Annotated in this window: 17 protein-coding genes; 1 reads left to right on the forward strand and 16 read right to left on the reverse strand. The window is 52.4% G+C overall.

The window, feature by feature from the left end:
- The 7 genes from A3849_RS31215 to A3849_RS31245 form a co-directional block, all read right to left on the reverse strand.
- Complete coding sequence (locus A3849_RS31215; protein ID WP_074114925.1) at nt 1-1,398, reverse strand: response regulator transcription factor; 1,398 nt, start codon at nt 1,396-1,398, stop codon at nt 1-3.
- Nucleotides 1,391-3,136, reverse strand: a complete 1,746-nt coding sequence (locus A3849_RS31220; RefSeq protein ID WP_074115042.1) for a sensor histidine kinase — start codon at nt 3,134-3,136, stop codon at nt 1,391-1,393. Before A3849_RS31220 ends, A3849_RS31215 begins: the two co-directional genes overlap by 8 nt.
- Before the next feature lie 135 nt (nt 3,137-3,271).
- The gene (locus A3849_RS31225) at nt 3,272-5,107 is read right to left on the reverse strand and encodes a type 2 periplasmic-binding domain-containing protein (RefSeq protein WP_074114926.1); all 1,836 of its coding nucleotides are present in this window, start codon (nt 5,105-5,107) and stop codon (nt 3,272-3,274) included.
- A 107-nt stretch (nt 5,108-5,214) separates the two neighbouring features.
- Nucleotides 5,215-6,108: a carbohydrate ABC transporter permease gene (locus A3849_RS31230; RefSeq protein WP_074114927.1), complete on the reverse strand. Its 894-nt coding sequence runs from the start codon at nt 6,106-6,108 to the stop codon at nt 5,215-5,217.
- A 15-nt stretch (nt 6,109-6,123) separates the two neighbouring features.
- Nucleotides 6,124-7,083: an ABC transporter permease gene (locus A3849_RS31235; RefSeq protein WP_074114928.1), complete on the reverse strand. Its 960-nt coding sequence runs from the start codon at nt 7,081-7,083 to the stop codon at nt 6,124-6,126.
- A 282-nt stretch (nt 7,084-7,365) separates the two neighbouring features.
- Nucleotides 7,366-8,274, reverse strand: coding sequence for a fumarylacetoacetate hydrolase family protein (locus A3849_RS31240; protein ID WP_074114929.1), 909 nt, complete (start codon nt 8,272-8,274; stop codon nt 7,366-7,368).
- 119 nt (nt 8,275-8,393) lie between these two features.
- On the reverse strand, nt 8,394-9,269 hold the full coding sequence (locus A3849_RS31245; protein WP_083613758.1) for an SMP-30/gluconolactonase/LRE family protein: 876 nt from the start codon (nt 9,267-9,269) through the stop codon (nt 8,394-8,396).
- Between the two features lie 175 nt (nt 9,270-9,444).
- On the opposite strand from A3849_RS31245, the gene A3849_RS31250 reads away from it, so the two are divergent.
- Nucleotides 9,445-10,071, forward strand: a complete 627-nt coding sequence (locus tag A3849_RS31250; RefSeq protein ID WP_074114930.1) for a GyrI-like domain-containing protein — start codon at nt 9,445-9,447, stop codon at nt 10,069-10,071.
- Nucleotides 10,072-10,117: 46 nt separating this feature from the next.
- Here A3849_RS31250 and A3849_RS31255 read toward each other — a convergent pair whose 3' ends face one another.
- The 9 genes from A3849_RS31255 to A3849_RS31295 all read right to left on the reverse strand — a co-directional run bounded on the left by A3849_RS31255 (nt 10,118) and on the right by A3849_RS31295 (nt 19,816).
- Nucleotides 10,118-11,590: an MDR family MFS transporter gene (locus tag A3849_RS31255; RefSeq protein ID WP_083613765.1), complete on the reverse strand. Its 1,473-nt coding sequence runs from the start codon at nt 11,588-11,590 to the stop codon at nt 10,118-10,120.
- Between the two features lie 103 nt (nt 11,591-11,693).
- Nucleotides 11,694-12,362 carry a hypothetical protein gene (locus A3849_RS31260; protein WP_074114932.1) on the reverse strand — a complete coding sequence of 223 codons (669 nt, stop codon included), beginning with the start codon at nt 12,360-12,362 and terminating at the stop codon, nt 11,694-11,696.
- On the reverse strand, nt 12,355-13,029 hold the full coding sequence (locus A3849_RS31265; protein WP_074114933.1) for a hypothetical protein: 675 nt from the start codon (nt 13,027-13,029) through the stop codon (nt 12,355-12,357). Before A3849_RS31265 ends, A3849_RS31260 begins: the two co-directional genes overlap by 8 nt.
- Nucleotides 13,030-13,272: 243 nt before the next feature.
- Nucleotides 13,273-13,887 (reverse strand): 50S ribosomal protein L25, encoded by a 615-nt coding sequence (locus tag A3849_RS31270; RefSeq protein WP_074114934.1) that lies wholly within the window; start codon nt 13,885-13,887, stop codon nt 13,273-13,275.
- 257 nt (nt 13,888-14,144) lie between these two features.
- Nucleotides 14,145-15,110, reverse strand: coding sequence for an ABC transporter ATP-binding protein (locus A3849_RS31275; protein ID WP_074087719.1), 966 nt, complete (start codon nt 15,108-15,110; stop codon nt 14,145-14,147).
- Nucleotides 15,103-16,086, reverse strand: coding sequence for an ABC transporter ATP-binding protein (locus tag A3849_RS31280; protein ID WP_074114935.1), 984 nt, complete (start codon nt 16,084-16,086; stop codon nt 15,103-15,105). Before A3849_RS31280 ends, A3849_RS31275 begins: the two co-directional genes overlap by 8 nt.
- A gap of 14 nt (nt 16,087-16,100) precedes the next feature.
- Nucleotides 16,101-17,006: an oligopeptide ABC transporter permease gene (gene opp4C, locus A3849_RS31285; RefSeq protein ID WP_074115044.1), complete on the reverse strand. Its 906-nt coding sequence runs from the start codon at nt 17,004-17,006 to the stop codon at nt 16,101-16,103.
- Nucleotides 17,007-17,040: 34 nt separating this feature from the next.
- Nucleotides 17,041-17,994, reverse strand: a complete 954-nt coding sequence (locus A3849_RS31290; protein ID WP_074114936.1) for an ABC transporter permease — start codon at nt 17,992-17,994, stop codon at nt 17,041-17,043.
- A gap of 61 nt (nt 17,995-18,055) precedes the next feature.
- Nucleotides 18,056-19,816, reverse strand: a complete 1,761-nt coding sequence (locus tag A3849_RS31295) for an ABC transporter substrate-binding protein (RefSeq protein ID WP_074114937.1) — start codon at nt 19,814-19,816, stop codon at nt 18,056-18,058.
- Nucleotides 19,817-19,895 lie beyond the last annotated feature (79 nt).

The following is a 19,895-nucleotide window of genomic DNA, read 5'->3' on the forward strand; positions in this document are numbered from 1 at the left end:
TCACCTCTCCATCGCCTCCGCACGATATTCGCTTGGCAGCTTGCCGACATGTTCACGAAATAGCCTGCTGAAGTAACGGTCATCCTCAAATCCAGATTTGCCTGCGATTTCACATACCGGATAATGAGTCTCCAGCAGAAGGGTTTTGGCCAATTCCAGACGCATGCTCCGCAGACTCTCTCCAAAAGTCTCCCCGGCAAAACGGGCAAAACACTGGCTGAAGTAGCCTCTGCTCATATTGATCTCGGCGGCTACATCCCCTTGGTTGATTTTATCTCCTGCATGGGTTCTCATGAAGCGGACTGCACGAATCAGACAGAACATGACCTCTTTGCTCAGTCCGAGCTCAAGCATCCGCCGCTGGACACACCCGGAGAACTGCCGGAGCCAGTTTTTCCATTGATACCAGTTCAAGTTTCCGTTAACCGAGGTTTCCAGTTGTTCTGATTCTTCTGCCTTCAGGATTAGCCGGCTCCAGTCCTGGAGCAGTGATTGACTGAATGCCGTAATCTGATCATGCCCCGGCTGAAGCTGCTGCACCCTGGAGGTGAACATTTCCCAAGCTTCACGGTCCAGCGTCCATCTCAGATTCAGCCCTTCAGCCAAAATCTCTTCTCCTGCGGGATGCCGCTCACCGGCCATCCGCTTCAGCTCTCCAAAATTCAGGCGGGCAGGCTCCTCCGCCCCGCCATAATAAAAAAGCGCTTGCCGCAGCGTCTTGCCGAGCACATATTCAACTTCCTGAAGCTGCCGGTCTCTCAGCCCGTTAACCAGCGCCGCCCGCCATCGTCCGCCAAGTACCCTTGTGAACTCCATACAGGCTTCATCCACTGTAAAACGGCTCAGCAGCGGGGTCATCCACATGTCCTGAATAGCGATCAGCGGATTATTCTTCGTTACGGCAAGCCGAAACAGTTCTTCTTCATTACCACCTTGCAGCCGTGGAAGATAGATCAGCGCCAGGTCAGCGGCCACTACCCGGCCCTCTCCGCGTGCCAGCAGCTCCCTCGTGCTGTCTTCCCATTTCACACGCTCAACCAGCCGGCGGATGGTCTCATCGGCATTTTCCACCTCCAGCAGGGTTTTCACAATGTAATCAACGGCTCCGAGGCGCAGCGCCTCCTGTACATAATCAAATTCATGATGGCAGGTCAGCACCACACAGCGGATAGCCGGAAAGCGTTGGCGCACCTGCCGGATCAGCTCAAAGCCGGACATACCGGGCATGGTCAGATCGACAAATAAAAGGTCTGCCTCCTGCTCCAGGAGCAGTGACAGTGCAGCGTTACCGTCACCGGCTTCGCCGACGATCACCACCCCGAAGGACGACCAGTCAATCAGCGAGATGAAGCCTTTGCGCACCAGGCGCTCGTCATCGACTACAACAGCTTTAATCATCGAAGTCCTCCTTGCCTTTAATGGGAATGATAATGGAGATGGTGGTTCCTTCCCCTACTGCACTGTGAATCTGCAGGGTCATCCGCTCCCCGTAATACATCCTCAGCATACGCATGACGTAGGAGAAGCCAATCCCAAGCCCGCGCTTTCCAACTTCACCGTCAGCCAGTAGCTCCCCGATCTGGACCTCATCCATACCTGTTCCGTTATCCCTGACACACAGCTGCACTTCCCCCGGACCATGAGCCGTAATAATGACATCTACCCTGCCGTTGTCGCTCAGTCCATGATAGATCGAGTTTTCAACCAGAGGCTGGAGCAGAAAGCGCGGAACCGCTGCACTCAGCACTGCTTCTTCTGCCAGCACATTGAATTCAAACTCATAATCATAACGGATTCGCTGCAGCTCCATATAATTGCGGATCGCTTCAATCTCCTCGCCAATCGTAACGATAATACTCTGTTTGCCAAGATTATAATGGAGCACCTTCACCAGCAGCGTAACCAGCTTGTCGATCTCCTTCTGGCCGTTCAGCCTTGCGAGCCATTGCACTGTATTCAGTGTGTTATGGAGAAAATGAGGGTTGATCTGGCTCAGCAGCTTCTCGATTTCAAATTGGCTTTTCTGCTTCTCATTGCGGGCTACAGCCAGGATTAGCTCGTTGACCTGATCCTTCATCTGCTGAAAGTTCGTCAGCACAAAGTCGAACTCCTCGACATTGGTGAAGGCTACCGGAGCCGTTACATTCTCCGCCATTCGGATAATTTCGAGGTTTACCTTACGCAATGGGCCATAGATCCTTCTCCAGATGAGCCAGGCCAGCATTCCGGCAAACAGCAGCGTTAACAGGGCGAGCAGAATCATTTTGTAGAACCAGGAATAAATTTCACTGTTAAACACTGATTTCTTAACGACAGCTACAAGCTTCCATCCTTGCGGACTCTCATAACGGAACAGATGATAGCCGTCAAGCTCCTCATGGGCAGCCCCTGTGCCTGTGCCGGCAGCATCCACAACCCGTGCAGGCACCTGACCGTCAATGATATTCGTTGCCGTGCCGTCCTGATTGACGAGCAGATGATTCACCTGCATCCCGTAAGCCTGCGGATTAAAAATTTTGCGCAGCAGACTGTAGTTCGTCTCCAGATACACATACAGATCATGCTGGCCGTTCACCCGGACGATTCTCCGCTCCGAAAACACAACATTGTCGCCAACCACATACATCGTCCCGTGGGGCCCGTAATAATCAGCCCCGTTGTAACGCATAAAGGATGGGAGCCGGCTGATATCGAAATTCCGCCTTGTGCTCATATTGGTGAACAGCACCGGGTCCTCGCTGCCCGGCATAATATAGGCCGTCAGCCCGATGTAGGGATTGGTGAAATTCACGAGATTGATCTTCTCATTGATGGAATTCATGATCTGGGATTTGCGGTAGATCTGCTTCTCCTCCAGAAAGGACGACATCTCTGCTACGATTTGACCGTCCAGCGCAAACTGCTTAGAGGCGAAATCCAGATTATCGATGGCATTCTCCAGGCTGAGCGCTTCCTGCCGCAGACTTGCGCTGATGCCGCTACCGATTTTGCCGGAAAGAATGGAATAGATTGAAGTATACGAGACCATTCCGACAATGAGCAGCGGCAGCAGTGTTCCGACCAGCAGGTAGATTACTAAGGTCGTCCGCAGGGAATGGCTTGCCGGAGCATGCCTACCAGCGTTCCTTTTGAGCATCCGCACGTCCTTTTTCTCCTCCAATGAAAGCGTTTTATCCAATACTGATAGAATACCAGATTTACGCTAACTCGAACAGAATAAGGCAGAGCAGCTTCATCACCGCCCTGCCTTGCTCCTATTTGCCAGAATGGCTTACTTTACACTTTTACGGGCCTCAAACAGCTCCTGTGCTTTCTTAACGGAGAAGTCCATCACATCGGCATATCCTAGGCCATTCACTTTGTCATGCATTTCTTTGTTCAGCTTGTCGAATTCAGCCTGGTTCTTGGCAAAGACCATTTTCCAGGAAATTTGCTGAATCACCGTACCGATTTGCTTATTTTTCTGCTCCAGCGTTTTATCCATGGTGAGCGGTTCTTTCCCTGTGAAGCCCTGAGGGGCAACGGCAAGCAGATTATTTTTCTCAAAATATTCCTTCGCCGTCAGTACGCCCATCTTTGCTCTCCAGTCACTATCCAGCTTCGATGGGTTGCGTTCCAGGGATGTTTTCCACAAATTGTGGTCATAAGGCTCACTGGTCTGCGGATTCACCATGGCCGGAACCACGAATGAGAAGTTCATCTGATTCGAGCCGTAGTAGTAGTCCCCGCCGCCATATTCATCCGGAACCTTGGTGTTCTGCTGATCCGCGTACGCCTTCCAGCCGAAGTCAGTAACAACCGGCTTGCCGCTGCTGTCGATATCCCAGGTCAGTCCCTTCGGTCCGTTCGGTACCGCTGTTCCGCTGCCTGCTGAGATCATCGCGCCTTCTGGTGTGTACATCCAGTTAATGAATTCCATAATCCGCGCCGGGTCCTTGGCCTTCGCGCCGATGGAGATGATCCCGTTGCCGCCATAGACATTGAAGCCTGTGGAATACATCAGCTCATCCTTGAATGGTACAAGAGCAAAGCCCTTGCCTTCTGCCGTTCTTTCCGGTGTATTGTAGTTGGCAGCACCCAGCCACGGGAACCAGGAGAAGAGCAGACGGCCATCCTTGTATTTGGCAACCACATCATCAAATTTCTGTGTCAGTGAATCGGGATCAAGCAGTCCCATCTGATTGGCTTCAAAATAGAGCTTGAGCGATTTCATGTACCAGCTGTCGTCGGAGAGGAAATCATAATATTTCTCTTCATCCGCTTTGACATAAAGGGCAGTGTCAGGGATTTCATCATAGCCCATCATATTGGCGAACTGTTTCGCCAGCGTCATTTTATAGTTGCCGTCCCAGTCGGACCAGAGGGAGAACGCATAGGTTTTTTTACCCAGCTCATTCTTGGGTTCCAGCTCCTGCATCTTCTTCAGCACCGGCAGATAGTCCTCGATCTTGCTGATTTCCGGAGCTCCGATTTGCTGATACAGATCCCAGCGCAGGTCCGGTCCCCAGGTCATATCCTTGCCCTCGGAAGGTCCAGATGGGTTCGTCGCCACACTGTTTCCCATCCCGTAGACCGCACTGCCGCCGCCAAAAGCAACCTTTGCTTTCTCAATAGCTTTGGGAAATTGCTTCGCAATATCCGGGGCGTACTTGTCGAGCAGCCCGTCCTTGGTCCAATCCAGCAGCAGATTGCCCTTAATGGCATTCGGATAGTGGTTCTTGTCATCCCCGAAGATGATAATATCGCCGAGATCACCGGAAGCCATCATTGCCGAAATTTTGGTGTCACCGCCAGTCAGATTGGAGGCTACGATATCCAGCTCAATATTGAACTTGTCTTTGATCAATTTGGCGAACCAGCCGGTCTGCGGACCTGCATAGTTGGCTGTGGTCGAGAATACCGTCAGCTTCAGCGGCTTGGAATGGTCGGGTGCCCCATCACTAGGCGCTGCCGTTTCCGCTGCAGCATTGGTTGCTTCAGCTGTTGGCTTATCCGTAGCCTTCGCTGTGTTCGTCTTGCCCGAATTCCCGTTCCCTCCGCTGCAGGATGCCAGAACCAGCACCATAATCATGCTAAGCAGAAGAAGCGGCAGCTTTTTTATTCTCATTGCGTCATACCCCCTAATGAATTGGTAAAATGTGAAGAGTGCTCCTAAGTTAAAGCTCTGCCTGCCGGCAGAGCCGAACTCCAGTCATACCTGCTTTTACGGACCGGTCAGCCCTTGACGGCGCCGATCATGATGCCTTTGACAAAAAAACGCTGGAAAAACGGATATACAATCAGAATGGGCAGCACAACGATCATCGTCACCGTCATCCGCACAGAGGTTGGCGTCTGCATGTTCTGTACACTGGCCGCCATATCCGGGGAACTTCGGATGAGCGCGGCCAGCGAGCTGGACTCATTCAGGTATCTCCAGAGCAGGAACTGCAGTGTGAAATATTTGGTGTCCGTCATCAGGAATGCCGTATCAATGAAGGAGTTCCACTGGTTGACCGCCGAGAAAATCGTAATGGTTGCCAGAATCGGGGTGGTCAGCGGAACGATAATGCTCCAGAAGGACCGCAGATATCCTGCGCCGTCCATAGCTGCCGACTCCTCCAGCGAGGGCGGAATCGCCTCGACAAAGGTTTTGACAAGAATGATGTTGAACGGAGTAATGATCGTCGGCAGAATATAAGCCAGATAGTTGTTGGTCAAATGCAGGTTGTGCATCGTAATGTACCAGGGAATCAGCCCTGCGCTGAAATACATGGTGACGACGACGCTGCGGTACCAGACCTGACGGCCCCACATCTCCTTCTTCGTGAACAGATAACCGAGAAAGGCCGAGGCGCCCACCGTGAGCAAGGTACCCACTACAGTCCGGTAGACCGAGACCAGAGCCGCATGGCTGAGCCCGCTAATCCGCAACACCTTGGAATAGTTGTCAAAATGGATCTGCTGCGGATAGAACTTGATATACCCTGCCGCGCTGAACTCATTGGAGCTGATGGTGTTGATGAACAAGTAATAGAACGGATAGATGCAGCTCAGGGTGAATAATCCAAAGAGCACATAGATGATTCCCTGGAACAGGACATCGCCGGGTTTTAGCTTTTTACGCAACTGGAATCACCGTCCTTAAATAATCGATTCATCGCGCACAACCTTAGAAAGTGTATTGGCCGCAAACAGCAGAATTACACTGACGACCGACTTCAGCATGCTGACCGCAGTGGCGAACGGAAAATTGTTGGCAAACGCGATATTGTACACGTATAAATCCAGCACCTCTATCGCATCCTTGTTCATGGCGTTCTGGAAGGCAAAATACTGCTCCATGCCGTTGTTGACAAAGTTCCCGATGGAGAGCAGCAACAGTACGAAAAAGGTCGGGATAAGGCCTGGAACGGTGATATGCCAGATTTTGCGGAACCGGCTGGCCCCGTCTACTTCTGCCGCTTCATACAGCTCCTGGTCGATGCCGGCAATGGCCGCCAGGTAGAGAATAGCTCCCCAACCCAGGGACTTCCACCAATACCAGGCAATCATCGTCACCCAAATATGCGAGCTGGAGGCGAGGAAATTGAATTCCTCATTCACGAAGCCCAGCTGTATCAGAATGTGGTTCACCACTCCGTTGTCGACCGAGAATAGTGAGAAGGCCAGGGCATAGACCAGAATCCAGCTGATAAAATTCGGTATCGTCGTCAGTGTCTGCACGAACTTTCGGTACCAGCCTGCCCGTATCTCCGTCAGCAGTATGGCGAAAATAACAGGAAAGACGGAGGTCACCAGCCCGAGTGAACTCATGGCTACCGTGTTCTTCAGTACGCGCAGCACCTCTGCTGTCTGCGTAGGATTGGCAACAATGGTCCTGAACCACTTCAGCCCTACATACGGCGTGTCCGACAGCGGAATGCCGGGGATGAAATCATAAAAGGCGTAGATCCACCCGCTAACCGGCAGATAATAGAAAACTAAGGTCACTACAAGAAAAGGAAGCGCCATTAGAAACAGTTTGTATTTATTCTGCAGCTTGCTGCGGGATGGCCGGACCGGACCCACACCGCGGAGCAGCTCGCCTGAAGGTACCCCCATATCGAATCTCCTCTACCTGAATTTTTGTTTACGCTTTCATCTTAGTGCATAACGAATCTTCGCCGGGAGAGAGGACCGCTTGGCCTTCTGCGAGAGCGGTAAGACAGTTTCGGACCATTTTCACAGGTCAATGGACGAATTTCCCGTTATTTTGTGCTGTCAAAAAAAAGGAACCGCCCATCTGCAAGCTCTGCAAATGAACAGCTCCTTCTTATTTATCATCCTATATCCATACGAACGCTAGGGTGACAGCGCTTATCACTCTGCAGCACCTCACCACACTTAAGACTTATCAGCTATCATGCGGTTCGTTAGACTCCCTAGCTTCTCGATCTCCACCGTAACCTCGTCACCCGGCTGCAGGTAAATCTGCTGCTCCGGCGGATATCCCATCACAACCCCCTCCGGGGTTCCTGTAAGAATGATATCCCCTGGCGAAAGCGTCATGCACCCGGAGATGTAGCTGATGATCTGCTGGCAATTGAAAATCATGTCCGAGGTATTGGAGTCCTGCCGGATCTCCCCGTTCACCGAGCTTCTGATGCGCAGTAAACCGGGATCGCCCACCTCGTCTTTCGTTACCACATAAGGCCCGGCTGGAGCAAACCGGTCGCACGATTTGCCTGCAAGCCACTGGCTGGTGCGCGTCTGCAGATCACGTGCGGAGAGATCATTTGCAGCAAAATAACCAAACACCGCATCAAGCGCCTCTTCCTCGCTTACGTTCTTCGCTGTCCGACCGATCACAATGCCCAGCTCAGCTTCATAATCGACCTTCTGCGTGGTGCCCGGAAGCGGAACTTCCGTGCCGTGTCCGGCCAGGCTATTCGTAAATTTGCTGAAAAGAATCGGATATTCCGGCAGCGGCATTCCGGTCTCTTCGGCATGTCTGCGGTAGTTCAACCCGATACAAATGATTTTGCCGGGATCTGCCACACAAGGCGCGAATTCAAGCGAGTCTTCCTCTTTATAAAAGGCTCCTTCGCCCTGGACAGACAGATCACCTACGAATTCGCGCAAACGGCCGAGCGCCGCCTCTCCTCCGTCCAGCAGTTCTCTCAGCGTTGCCGGAACAGCTTCCGCAGCCCGCTCTGGCACCGCATGCAATGCCGCCGCCACATCCAGGATGCCTTCGGCCTGTTTCACACCGAGACGCAGCGTTCCTGATTCCCAAAAATTCAATAGCTGCATATCCGTCCCTCCCCAAATTCAGAATATCGTTACAAGCTCAGTTCATCTTACACCTATGTATCCCCGGCTTCATGCTTAATCAGCAGGAGAGCCGGATGGACGGCTTCCCGCAGTGCATCTCAGCCTGCAAAACGGTTGCCCTTAACTCCCTTCACGCCCGCGTCCGCCTTGAACAATCCGCCGGCTAACGGCCAGCGTTGCAGCTCCTCAGCACTCATGCCAACCCGGGCAGTGGTAATATATAACTCGTCCAGATGTTCACCTCCGAAGGCACACGAGGTCACGAACGGTACGGGCACTTCGATCTTCCCGATCTGCTCCCCGGTGTGCGGATTCCAGCGAGAGACACAGTTGCCGTTCCAATGGGCGACCCAGATCATTCCCTCGCTGTCAATGGTCATTCCATCCGGTCCGCCTGCGCCTTCCGGGAACTGCACCACAGTTCTGCGTCCGGTTACAGTGCCGTTCTGCAGATCATAGTCCATTACATCGACTCCCCGGGTCAAGGTATCAATGTAATACATCAGACCGCGGCTGTCGTCCCAGGCCATGCCATTGGAGATGCCGATACCTGACAGCACCTTACGCACTTCGCCTTCCGGCTCCATCACATATAAGCTTCCAGCATCCCGCTTGTCCTCCATACTCATGGAGCCGAACCACAACCTGCCCTTGCTGTCGCATTTGGCATCGTTTAACCGGTTCCCGGCAAGCTCTTTCTCCACCGCGGCCAGTAATTCCAACGACCCGTCTTCTTGAAATTTGTAAATCCCGTCCTGCAGGGCCACTGCCCAGCCGCCATCCACGGATGGAACAGCCGCACTGATCATTTGCGTGAAGGTATAGATCTTCTCATTCTGCGTCCGGGAATCAACAATCCGCAGCTGCTTCCCTTCAATATTTACCCACAACAACTTTCCTGCCTCAGGGTCCCAATGGGCACCCTCGCCAAGTTCCGCTTGGGCGTTCAGCACCAGTTCAGCCTGTATGATCAATGGATATCCTCCTCATTCACTCCAGAATATGACACTTTCTTTTCCATTTTACCTTCACAGAGTTTAATTATCCACTTTCAATGAATATGACAGACACCTGTCCAGTTTGGCATGGTATTCTGAAGGCAATCATACATCATAGCGGCCAGCCGCTATAAACTACGGAGGGTTATCCATGAAATACGAGTGGAAAAAACAAGAAAAAGCATTCTATCTGCCCCCACCAGAACCTGCGCTGATAACGGTGCCCGCCTATCCATACTTCATGCTGTCAGGTGAAGGCAATCCTAACAGTGAAGCGTTCGCTGAGGCGGTTGGAGTGCTGTATTCCCTATCTTATGCCATCAAGATGCTGCCCAAAAAAGGTCCGGCACCCGAAGGCTACCATGAATATAGCATCTTCCCCCTGGAAGGTGTATGGGATCTCAGTGAACAAGGACGCTTGAAGGCAGGACTCGACAAGGACGAGCTGGTCTACACCATAATGATCCGGCAGCCGGACTTTGTCACACCTGCCCTTGCTGCCGAAATTGTAGATAAGGTTAAGCGCACGAAGCCGCAGCCGTTACTGGATAGGGCCACCTTCGGGAGCTACGAAGACGGTCTTTGTGTACAAATGCTGCATTCGGGACCCTACGATAATGAGCCGGCGAGCTTCAGCAAGATGGAGCAATATTGCGCGCAGCAAGGACTTCGGCGGATCTCCAAGACCCACCGGGAAATATATATCTCGGATGCCCGCAGAACGCAGCCGGAGAAGCTGAAGACCGTCCTGCGTTTTCTGGTTTCACGGGAGGAGTAGCAGCCTGGATAAGAGCGTTCTCCGAAGGTTAGCTTCGCAGGCAGTCTCAGTGTCCGGAAGGTACCTTCCCCTCCGCTGAAGCATCCATTCTCTGGCGGCCCATGAAGCATGCCGCCAGCAGCGCCAGCAGGGCTGGTATGACAGCCCAAGCGAAAGTAGTAGTTATGGAGAAAGACAGACCCTTAGTAATTTTGTCCAGAATTTCCGGTTGAATCTGAGCCCGGGTCTCAGGGGACAGCAGCGCATGCGGGTCCTTAAAATTGAGTGGGCCGCCTGAGGGATCTCCTCCGCTCCACCATCCTATCTCAGTTAACAGCTTTGAGCTGAGATAATGGCTCTGAATGATCCCGAAGGTCGTGATTCCAATGGTCATGCCGAGTGAACGGATAAAGTTCATGGTTGCGCTGGCCGAACCTCGCTGCTGCGGCGTCAGGCCATGGATCGCTGCTGTTCCGAGCACCGAGAAGGATGCCCCGACACCGAGTCCAATGAGGATCATGTACAGCGTCAGGAGGAGGCGCGAGGCATCGGGCGCAAGCGTTGCTACAAGTCCCGTACCCAGTACAAGCAGGGCCAGTGTCGGCACCATCAGGCTGCGGTAGCTGGTTTTGGCCATCAGGAAACCGCCAGTTGAGGCTGTGATGACCGAGGCGACCATCATAGGCAGCAGTACCAGCCCTGAATTCGTAGCCGATCCGCCAAGCACACCTTGGATGAAAATGGGGATATAGACCGAGGCGGCGATAAAGGCAGCACCGCTGAACAAGGCGCACAGAATACTGGTTGCATACAGTCTTTGCCGAAACAAGGCAAAAGAAATAATGGGCTCCTTTGCCTTCGTCTCTGCGAACAGAAACAGCACCGTAAGGACGGCAAACGCTGCGAACAAGCCCAGTATCCGCCCGGAGCTCCAGGCGTATTCTTTGCCGCCCAGCTCCAGAGCGAACATTAAGCTGATCACTGCACCAAGCAGTGTTCCTGCCCCCAGCCAGTCAATGGGCTGTTTCGAATGCTCCACCGATTCACGGTAGAAGCCCACGACCATAACCAAAGCAACTAATCCAAGCGGTAAGTTGATGTAGAAGACCCACTGCCAGGCAATATGATCTGTAATATAAGCTCCAAGCAGGGGACCGAAGATGCTGGAAAGTCCGAACACCGCTCCAAAAGCACCGCCAAGCTTACCGCGTGCCTCCAGCGGGACCGCATCGAACATAATGGCAAAGGCAATCGGTACCAGCGCGCCGCCGCCTATTCCCTGAATGGCCCGGTAAGCGGCCAGTTGGGTAATGGTTTCGGCAGTACCACATAAGGCCGAGCCGGCCATAAATACAATAATTCCAAAGATAAAAAACTTTTTGCGGCCGTACATATCCGACAGCTTGCCGAAGATGGGCATTCCCGCCATTTCGGCAACCAGGTACGCCGAGGTGACCCAGACAAATTTGTCCATCCCGCCCAGCTCGCCGACAATGTTGCCCATCGCCGTGGCGACAATCGTACTGTCCATAGAAGCCATAAGTATACCTAACAACAAACCGGCAATAACAATGCCCAGATTGGGTGTTTTTGAGGCTGAGCTCACAGGTTCCACTCCTTATCCCTTGATTCTAATGGATTCTTTATAGCTTCACTTGCTTCCTTACTGTAGCATTCCTATGAATATCCAGAAAATCACGGTATTCCACTATGTCTATTTCACAGCCGGTACCAATGATGACACTTCCGCCTCTGACTGTTCCTGCTGTCGTCCCCTGAAGCTCCACCTGATCCCCTTCGATCAGGCCCGCGGTAAAGCGCAGTCTCCCCGGAAATCCCGGACGAATCAGCTTTCCGCCAAGACTGCGTTTGATCTTGATGCTTCCGCCTCCGACTTCGGCTGCCTTGCTGGGACCGAACAGCGATATCTCCAGTGTCTCTGCGCTCAGCAGTCCATCCACCTGAAGTGCACCGCTGATGTGTATGTCCTCTGCATCGCAATCGCCTGTGACACAAAGATTTCCAGTGAAATCAATACCTTCCACATGAATACTTGCAGCCTTGATGTCCCCTTGTCCACGCATGGACTCACCCTCAATGCTACCCTTTATGGCACATTCACCAGTAAGCTTCATACTCTCCATAACCAGACTGCCATTGACCTCGGTTTCGCCCATCAGCTTCATTTTCCTACAATCCACATCGCCATTAAATGTGCATTCCCCGGTCACCTTCACGTCCAGGAAGTATCCACCTGCTGAGGTTGAATTCCCCAGCACTTTCAGATTTGTCCGCTCTTCTGTTTCATTCACCAGTCTTCACCCCCATCCCTACTGTGGCTCCAGGGTGCACGGTTAATCCGTCACGGTACTCCACCCGGCCGATGCTGCAGCCTTCTCCGACAATAACTATGGCACCTCTTACCACTTCCGCTGTTGTATTCTCCAAATCAATAAAATCCCCTTCAATTACACTTGTCTGAAGCTCTGCCCTAAGTTTTGGTATAACGCCACCTGCAAGCTTACTCCAGACCCCCAAGCCTGCCTTGCGGACCACCAGGCTCTCTACCCCAATCTTCTTCACTCGGGTCTGCCCCTGCAGCACAAGCTCCATACGCACTGCGCTAAGGATGCCGCTGATGGTAACTGAACCCTCAACCGTGAAATTCCGCAGCTCACAGTCTCCTTTGATACTAATTACCCCGTTCAGTGTACAGTTTTCTCCTCGCAGGCCGCCATCCATTTTCAGGAGCCCGTCATGTCTCATCGTTCCAATCTGTAGGCCTCCGCCTACTTTGAGATCACCGTTCGTCTCCATTTCATCTACGGTAAGGCTTCCCCCAAGCCTCATGAGGCCGTTCCCCTTGAAGGTTCGGGCGCGAACCGGACCGCCGATCCGGCTTACTCCCTCCAGATTCACATGATTGTATGTTCCTCCAGCTGCTCCGCCTATCCCGGCAATCACTAAATCTGCCGCCATTGCCTAATCCATAACCTGACCCCCTCTATTGATTGACCGAATGCCTTAAGTCCCCATCCTGTACTTCCGATTGTATTCCACATCAATAGAGCGGACCTCCGCCCCCAGGAGGATTTCCGCTCATTCCTCCAGACTATTCTAATGCCCTTTGACAACAAAAAAGGAGCAGACAGCTCCTTGGCAAGGATATGTCTGCTCCTGTTAGCTACGCATATTTGTACGCCCATGTGATCGTGATTAGGCTTATTCCTCAGTCTTCGCTTCCCCGGAGGCTTCAGCAGCTGCCGGTGTATCCGTTTCTGTATCTGCAGGTTCTTCCAGTGCTACAGGAGGTGCAATACGGACAATCAGCGTATCCTCAGGAGTGAGCACTTCCCAGCCTTCATGCTTCGGCAGATCCGAGACCAGCAATTGGTCCCCAATGTCGAGGCCGGTGATATCCACTTCAAATGTCGCGGTCAGCTTGTCCGGCAAGGTGCGGATATCCAGTTCATACAGCTCTACCTGCTGAATACCGCCGTTCTTCACGCCTACAGGATCTCCGCTGAAGTGGAAAGCAACCTTGGTGACCAGTTCAGCCTTCATATCAATCTGGTGAAGATCCACATGCAGCAGCTTGCGGGACAACGGCTGGCGCTGCACATCCTGGATCACCACGTTTTTGGAGCCGGAGTCCGGGAGTTCCACCTTAAGGATGGCCCGGGGGTTTTTGCCGAGTATTTCGTTCAATGTCTTCGCATCTGCTGTAAAGGACTGGCTATCTGAACCTGCACCGTAGACGACAACCGGTACAAAGCCTTTGCTCCGCTGTGAAGAGGTCGAGCCGGATCTTTCAGTCAAACGTACTGTGGTATTCATGATATTCCTCCTAAAAGTTTTTTAGCGGTACACCCGCGAATCAGCTTCGAAAAAACTGCCCCGGAAGCATACGCCAAGTTTTGTCAGCTTAGCTGCATTGCGTGGTTCTTGGTACAAAATAAAAAAAGACCCATTAGATATGCAGGTCTAATTAGTCTCTTATTAACCATATTGGCCTACATTGGAATCAGTATAGCACTGCGTACCTAGCAAGTCAAAATAGGGTATTATTCAATTTTAATCCATTTTCATCTAAACTAAACCAAATGACATGCCACAAAATGTCCGCCTCCGGCGTCACGAAAAACAGGGGTTTGCGCCTTACAGACCTCCACGGCAAACGGGCAACGGGTATGAAATTTGCAGCCGGAAGGCGGATTCGCCGGACTCGGAATATCACCTTTCAGCACGATCCGTTCCCGTTTCAGTCTAGGAATCGGCACAGGCACTGCAGACAGCAACGCCTTAGTATACGGATGCAGCGGGCTGTGGAACAGTTCGTCCCGGGAAGCGGTCTCCACCATGGAACCAAGGTACATCACGCCGATCCGGGAGCATAAATGCTCGACCACACTCAGATCATGGGAGATGAACAAGTAGGCCATTCCCTTGCTTCTTTGCAGCTTGCTGAACAGATTGATAATCTGGGCCTGAATCGACACATCCAGCGCCGAAACCGGCTCGTCGGCAATGATCAGATCCGGGTTCAGAATGAGTGCCCGGGCGATGCCGATCCGCTGGCGCTGCCCTCCGGAGAATTCATGCGGGAAGCGGTCGATGTGGTAAGCGGACAAGCCGCAGGCATCGAGTGATTCCAGCACCAGCTCCCGCACCTCATGCCTGGAGCATAATCCATGGTCCAGCAGGGCTTCACCGATCGCATCACCCACCCGTACACGCGGATTAAGCGCGCTATAAGGGTCCTGGAAGATCAGCTGCATTTGTGGCCGAAGCAGGCGAAGCTCTGCAGAGGAGAGGCTGTGGATATCCTGCCCTTTGAACTTCACTTCACCCGCTGTCTTTTCGGTCAGACGCAGAATTGTCCGTCCTACTGTGCTTTTGCCGCTGCCTGATTCACCGACCAGTCCGAAGGTCTCACCAGGTTGAAGGGTAAGACTGATGTCATCCACGGCCTTCACCTGTCCGACCGTGCGGTTCAGCAGCCCTTCTGTAACCGGAAAATATTTTTTCAGATGATTAACTTCAAGTAATGCCTCAGACATGGACTTCCGCCTCCTCATACAGCCAGCAGGCTGCCTTCTGTCCGCCGTCCAGCTCCTTAAGCTGCGGCTGGCGGCTGCGGCAGACGGGCAGACAGTGCTCGCAGCGGTCATGGAAATAACAGGAGGGCTCGAGCTCCAGCGGATTCGGCACCTGGCCCGGAATCGAATACAGCTCCTCCAAACGCTGACCCACCACCGGTTTGGATTTCAGCAGCCCCTTTGTATAGGGATGCTTGGGATTGTTGAACAGCTCCACGACTCCACCCTCTTCAACGACTTTGCCGGAATACATCACGATCACGTAATCGGCCATTTCGGCTACAACGCCGAGATCGTGGGTAATGAGCAGAATAGACATCCCTCCGCTTGCTTTAAATTCCCGCAGCATATCGAGAATCTGCGCCTGGATAGTCACATCAAGCGCTGTGGTCGGCTCATCGGCAATCAGCAGCTTCGGGTTACAGGAGATGGCAATGGCAATCATAATCCGCTGAAGCATTCCACCACTTAATTCATGGGGATAGCTGTCAGCGATTTGATCCGGGCGCGCAATGCCAACTTGCGTGATCAGCTCTATGGCCCGGAGACGTGCTTGTTTCTTGTTCAGCTTCAGATGCACCATCAGCGGTTCCATGATCTGCTCCCCGATCTTCATCACGGGATTCAGCGATGACATTGGCTCCTGAAAGATCATGGCAATCTCATTGCCCCGGATCGCCCGCAGTGTATTCGGGTCCATCCCCAGCAAATCTTCACCCGCAAAATCGATCTTCCCTCCAGCCACCTTCCCGCCTGGCGCTTCCACAAGACCCATGATCGACATAGCGGTTACACTCTTGCCACAGCCGGATTCACCAACAATGCATACCGTTTCTCCTTCTCGGACCTGAAAGCTTACATGATCAACGGCAGCTACTTTCCCTTCTTCTGTATAGAAAACGGTACTGAGACCTTCTATATTCATTAAATGCTTCATCAGCTGCTGGCCACCTACCTCTTCTGTTTGGGATCAAGCACGTCTCTGAGGCCGTCACCGAATATATTAATGGCAATCACTGTGGCAAAAATGGACAGTCCGGGAGGAATCCACAGCCACGGATGATCCTGAAAATCAATCATATTGTTCGCTGCATCAATCATGTTGCCCCAGGTCGGCGTAGGCGGCATGACGCCCAGCCCGAAAAAGCTTAACACTGATTCGCTTAATATCGCACCGCCGATGTTGAGTGTAGCCATGACGATCAGCAGCGGAACTACATTCGGCAGCAGATGATGGAACAGCTTCCGGCTGTCCCGCAGGCCCAGCACTACCGCCGCCTGCATAAATTCGCGTTCCCGCAGGCTGAGCATTTGTCCCCGCACCATCCGGGCAAGCCCCGGCCAATTTACAATGCTGAGCATCAGCATGACGATATACATCCGGTAATCCGTAGGTACCTTCCATTCCGAGAGCAGCGCTCCGAAGATAAAAAGCAGCGGCAGACTGGGAATCGTCATCAACAGATCGGCAACCCGCATAATGACCTGATCCGCGATGCCGCGGTAATAACCGGCTATTGCCCCGAGCAGAGCGCCAATGAACACAGACAGCACCATTGAAGCCAAGCCAACGGTGAGCGAAATCCGTCCGGCCTGCATCACCCGGGTGAGAATGTCCCTTCCAAGTGCATCCGTCCCTAGTAAATGCTTCAGATTAGGCGCCTTGTTCATCAGCGCCATATTAATTTTGTTATTCGTATATGGTGAAAAGAATGGCCCGATAAAACATAAGACGAACATAAACACAACCACTCCAAAACCTGCAACCGCCAGCTTGTTCTTCATCAGCCTCCTCAGAGACTGTCTGAACAATGAGGACTTCTGCCTCTGTACCCGTGGTTCGCGCAGCTCGGTCATCCTGCTGTTAGCTTCCAAAACGGCATCCCCCTCCCTATAACCGGACGCGCGGATCGGCAACCCGGTACAAAATGTCCGAGAGCAGCGTTCCGATGACGGTCAGAATGGCAATAAACATAGTAAAGCCCATTAGCAGCGGATAATCACGGAGCCCGAAGGACTTCATATACAGCTGGCCGATCCCCGGCCAGTTGAAGATTTGCTCGATAATCAGCGAGCCGCCGAACAGTGCCGGGAGCTCGAAGCCGACTAGTGTAATCGCCGGCAGCAGAGCATTGCGCAGGGCATGGGTAAACAGCACCTTCCGCTCCTTCAGCCCTTTGGCCCGCGCTGTGCGGATATAATCCTGCTTCAGTACATCAATCATATTGCTGCGGAAGTAACGGGTTAGCGAGCCCAAGCCGAGCAAGGTCATCACCACAACCGGGAGTGCCATATGCCGCACCACTTCCTCCAGATATGCCAGCCCCGTGGCATTGCTGCCCGTTGTAATCATCCCGCCAGGCGGGAGCCACTTCAGATCCACAGCCAGAATCTTGATCAGGAATAAGCCGATAAAGAAGGACGGCAGCGACATTGCGGCAAAGATAGCCACCATCACCAGCGTATCGAACCAGGAATACTGCTTATAGGCCGAGATTACCCCCACAATGACCGCAATCACCCAAGTTAGAAAAGTGGACACGGCGGCCAGCAAAAAAGAATTCCAAATATAATCGTTGAACAACTGAAGTACCGGCTTCTGCTGGGCAAGCGAATACCCGAAATCCCCGTGAAAAGCATTGTTCATCCAGATGCCGTAGCGTTCAAGCATCGGCTTGTTGAGGCCGTAGATTTCCCGCAGTTCTGCCTTGCGTTCCGTAGTCAGCTTAATATTTCCTGTAATGAAATCCCCGGGTGTAGAGGCATAGAGACAGAAGATCAGCAGCGAGGCCGCAAACAGAATAACGAGCATGTACAGCAGTCTTTTCGTCAGATAGGTACTCATGACCCGCTCCTTATGGATCGTCCCCTGCCCATGACAGCTGAAGCAGGGGACGAATGTGTAATTATTTCAGCGTCCACTCCGGCAGGCTTCCTGCAAGCCCGATGAACGGGCTGACCGTTAGATTCTGGATGCGTCCATTGTAGGCATAGACTGTTTTTTTGTAGCTGGTGAACAGAATCGGGAGCTCATCATTGAAAAGCTGGTACAGCTCCTTGTATACGGCCTTGCGCTGTTCAATATCCGTTGTAGCAAGCGCTTTGTTGTACAGTTCAAGGAATTTCGGATTATCATAATCGGTGATTTCCCCGTCAAAGAACTGCATGAACCCGTCCGCCGGATCGGTCAGCATACTGGTCGAGAAGGATACCAGATCATAGTCTCCGCCTTCCACCTTGGACACCAGTGAGTTGAAGTCTGCAAAGACCTCCGGCTGGAATTCAATGCCAAGTGCTTCAAAATTCTCCTTGGCTACAGCGATGAAAATATCGGTGTTCTTGCTTTTGGAGCCGAGATAATGGATGGACAGCGGCTTGCCGCCTTTTTCGCGAATTCCATTTGCACCTACGGTCCAGCCGGCTGCATCCAGCAGTTGTTTGGCTTTTTCCGGATCATATTTGTAAGGATTAATGCCTTCCTCGGTATAGGCCCAGGAGATTGGCGAAGCCGGAATATTGGCAATGGCGCCTGCTCCCTGCTGGGCATCAACATAAATGCTCTGACGATCAAGCCCGTACATAATCGCCTGTCTGACCTCTTTATCCTTAAGCTGCTCATGCTTGAGGTTGACTTGCATGTAGCCATAAGTGCTTGGTGTATAAGGAATGATGTTCACAAATCCAAGTGCTTTCAGCTTCTCAATATTCTCTTCCGAGGCACTGAAAGAGGCATAATCAACCTCTCCGGTCTCCAGGAACTGCCAGACATCGCCTTCCGATGTTTTGTAGATGAAATGCTCTGTCTTAGGTTTGCCTTTGAAATAATTCTCATTGGCCGTAAGGCGCACTTCCTGCCCAGGCAGGAATTTCTCCAGCTTGTAAGGTCCGTCGCCAAGCGGGTGCTCATGCAGCTTCTTGATATAGTCCAGTTGGCCGAACTTATAGTCCTTGCCATAGTAAGCCTTGGACAGCACGTTAGAGCCGAGTGTCACCAGCGCCGTCGCATTCGGCTTCTCCAGTGTCACTGAGATCGTCTGCGGATCAATGACCTTGATGCCTTCGACTGTTTTGGCCGTGCCCTCTTTATAGGCTTTGCCGCCCTTCACATTCAGGGAAGGCAATGAGGAGCCGCCGTCATAGGCTTTGTCGTATTGAATCGTCCAGGTAAAGGCTACATCATCTGCTGTTAGCGGTGAACCGTCGCTGAACTTCAAGTCTTTTCTTAAGTGGAAGGTGTATGTAAGCTGATCATCCGATACATCCCAGCTCTCGGCAAGCTCAGGCGTTGGGACCCCTTTGTCATCCACAGTTACCAGGGAAGCATACAGCAGTGAGGATACATTGCCGTCATAGCCGCTCTCCTGAAAATAAGGTGTAAATGCTCCGCTGGGATCCGTAAGGCCAACGATAATCGTATCTGTGCGGTTCTGGGCTACAGCCGGAAGCTTGGTTAAATCCGTTGCCGTAAAAGGTTCGCTTAGCGCACCCGCTGATACTGGCGCCGGGGATACTGTCGCCTCCGTTCCAGCCGTCCCGCCCGAGTCAGCTGTTGCAGACGCCGGAGTATTCCCCGACGCCGCATTGCTGTTGTTATTGTCCGAGCAGGCCGCAAGCAGCATTGAACCTGTAATCAGCAGCGTGGACAATACAAGCGTACTTTTTCTCATAAAAAATCATCTCTTTTCTCTCCAAATTTTAATGCTTACAATTCCTACCCATTAAGTATGTTTAAGACCGATAGTTCAC

Origin of the sequence: Paenibacillus sp. P46E (assembly GCF_001909095.1) — a bacterium.
Classification (GTDB): Bacteria; Bacillota; Bacilli; order Paenibacillales; family Paenibacillaceae; genus Paenibacillus_AQ; species Paenibacillus_AQ helianthi.

What these genes read in the sequence shown, in the direction of transcription:
- A3849_RS31290 (WP_074114936.1), bottom strand. Translation starts at nt 17,994, where the DNA reads ATGAGTACCTATCTGACGAAAAGACTGCTGTACATGCTCGTTATTCTG.
- A3849_RS31240 (WP_074114929.1), bottom strand. Translation starts at nt 8,274, where the DNA reads ATGCAGCTATTGAATTTTTGGGAATCAGGAACGCTGCGTCTCGGTGTG.
- A3849_RS31215 (WP_074114925.1), bottom strand. Translation starts at nt 1,398, where the DNA reads ATGATTAAAGCTGTTGTAGTCGATGACGAGCGCCTGGTGCGCAAAGGC.
- A3849_RS31265 (WP_074114933.1), bottom strand. Translation starts at nt 13,029, where the DNA reads ATGGCGGCAGATTTAGTGATTGCCGGGATAGGCGGAGCAGCTGGAGGA.
- opp4C (WP_074115044.1), bottom strand. Translation starts at nt 17,006, where the DNA reads ATGACCGAGCTGCGCGAACCACGGGTACAGAGGCAGAAGTCCTCATTG.
- A3849_RS31275 (WP_074087719.1), bottom strand. Translation starts at nt 15,110, where the DNA reads ATGTCTGAGGCATTACTTGAAGTTAATCATCTGAAAAAATATTTTCCG.
- A3849_RS31270 (WP_074114934.1), bottom strand. Translation starts at nt 13,887, where the DNA reads ATGAATACCACAGTACGTTTGACTGAAAGATCCGGCTCGACCTCTTCA.
- A3849_RS31295 (WP_074114937.1), bottom strand. Translation starts at nt 19,816, where the DNA reads ATGAGAAAAAGTACGCTTGTATTGTCCACGCTGCTGATTACAGGTTCA.
- A3849_RS31280 (WP_074114935.1), bottom strand. Translation starts at nt 16,086, where the DNA reads ATGAAGCATTTAATGAATATAGAAGGTCTCAGTACCGTTTTCTATACA.
- A3849_RS31225 (WP_074114926.1), bottom strand. Translation starts at nt 5,107, where the DNA reads ATGAGAATAAAAAAGCTGCCGCTTCTTCTGCTTAGCATGATTATGGTG.
- A3849_RS31255 (WP_083613765.1), bottom strand. Translation starts at nt 11,590, where the DNA reads ATGGCTTCTATGGACAGTACGATTGTCGCCACGGCGATGGGCAACATT.
- A3849_RS31220 (WP_074115042.1), bottom strand. Translation starts at nt 3,136, where the DNA reads ATGCTCAAAAGGAACGCTGGTAGGCATGCTCCGGCAAGCCATTCCCTG.
- A3849_RS31250 (WP_074114930.1), top strand. Translation starts at nt 9,445, where the DNA reads ATGAAATACGAGTGGAAAAAACAAGAAAAAGCATTCTATCTGCCCCCA.
- A3849_RS31235 (WP_074114928.1), bottom strand. Translation starts at nt 7,083, where the DNA reads ATGGGGGTACCTTCAGGCGAGCTGCTCCGCGGTGTGGGTCCGGTCCGG.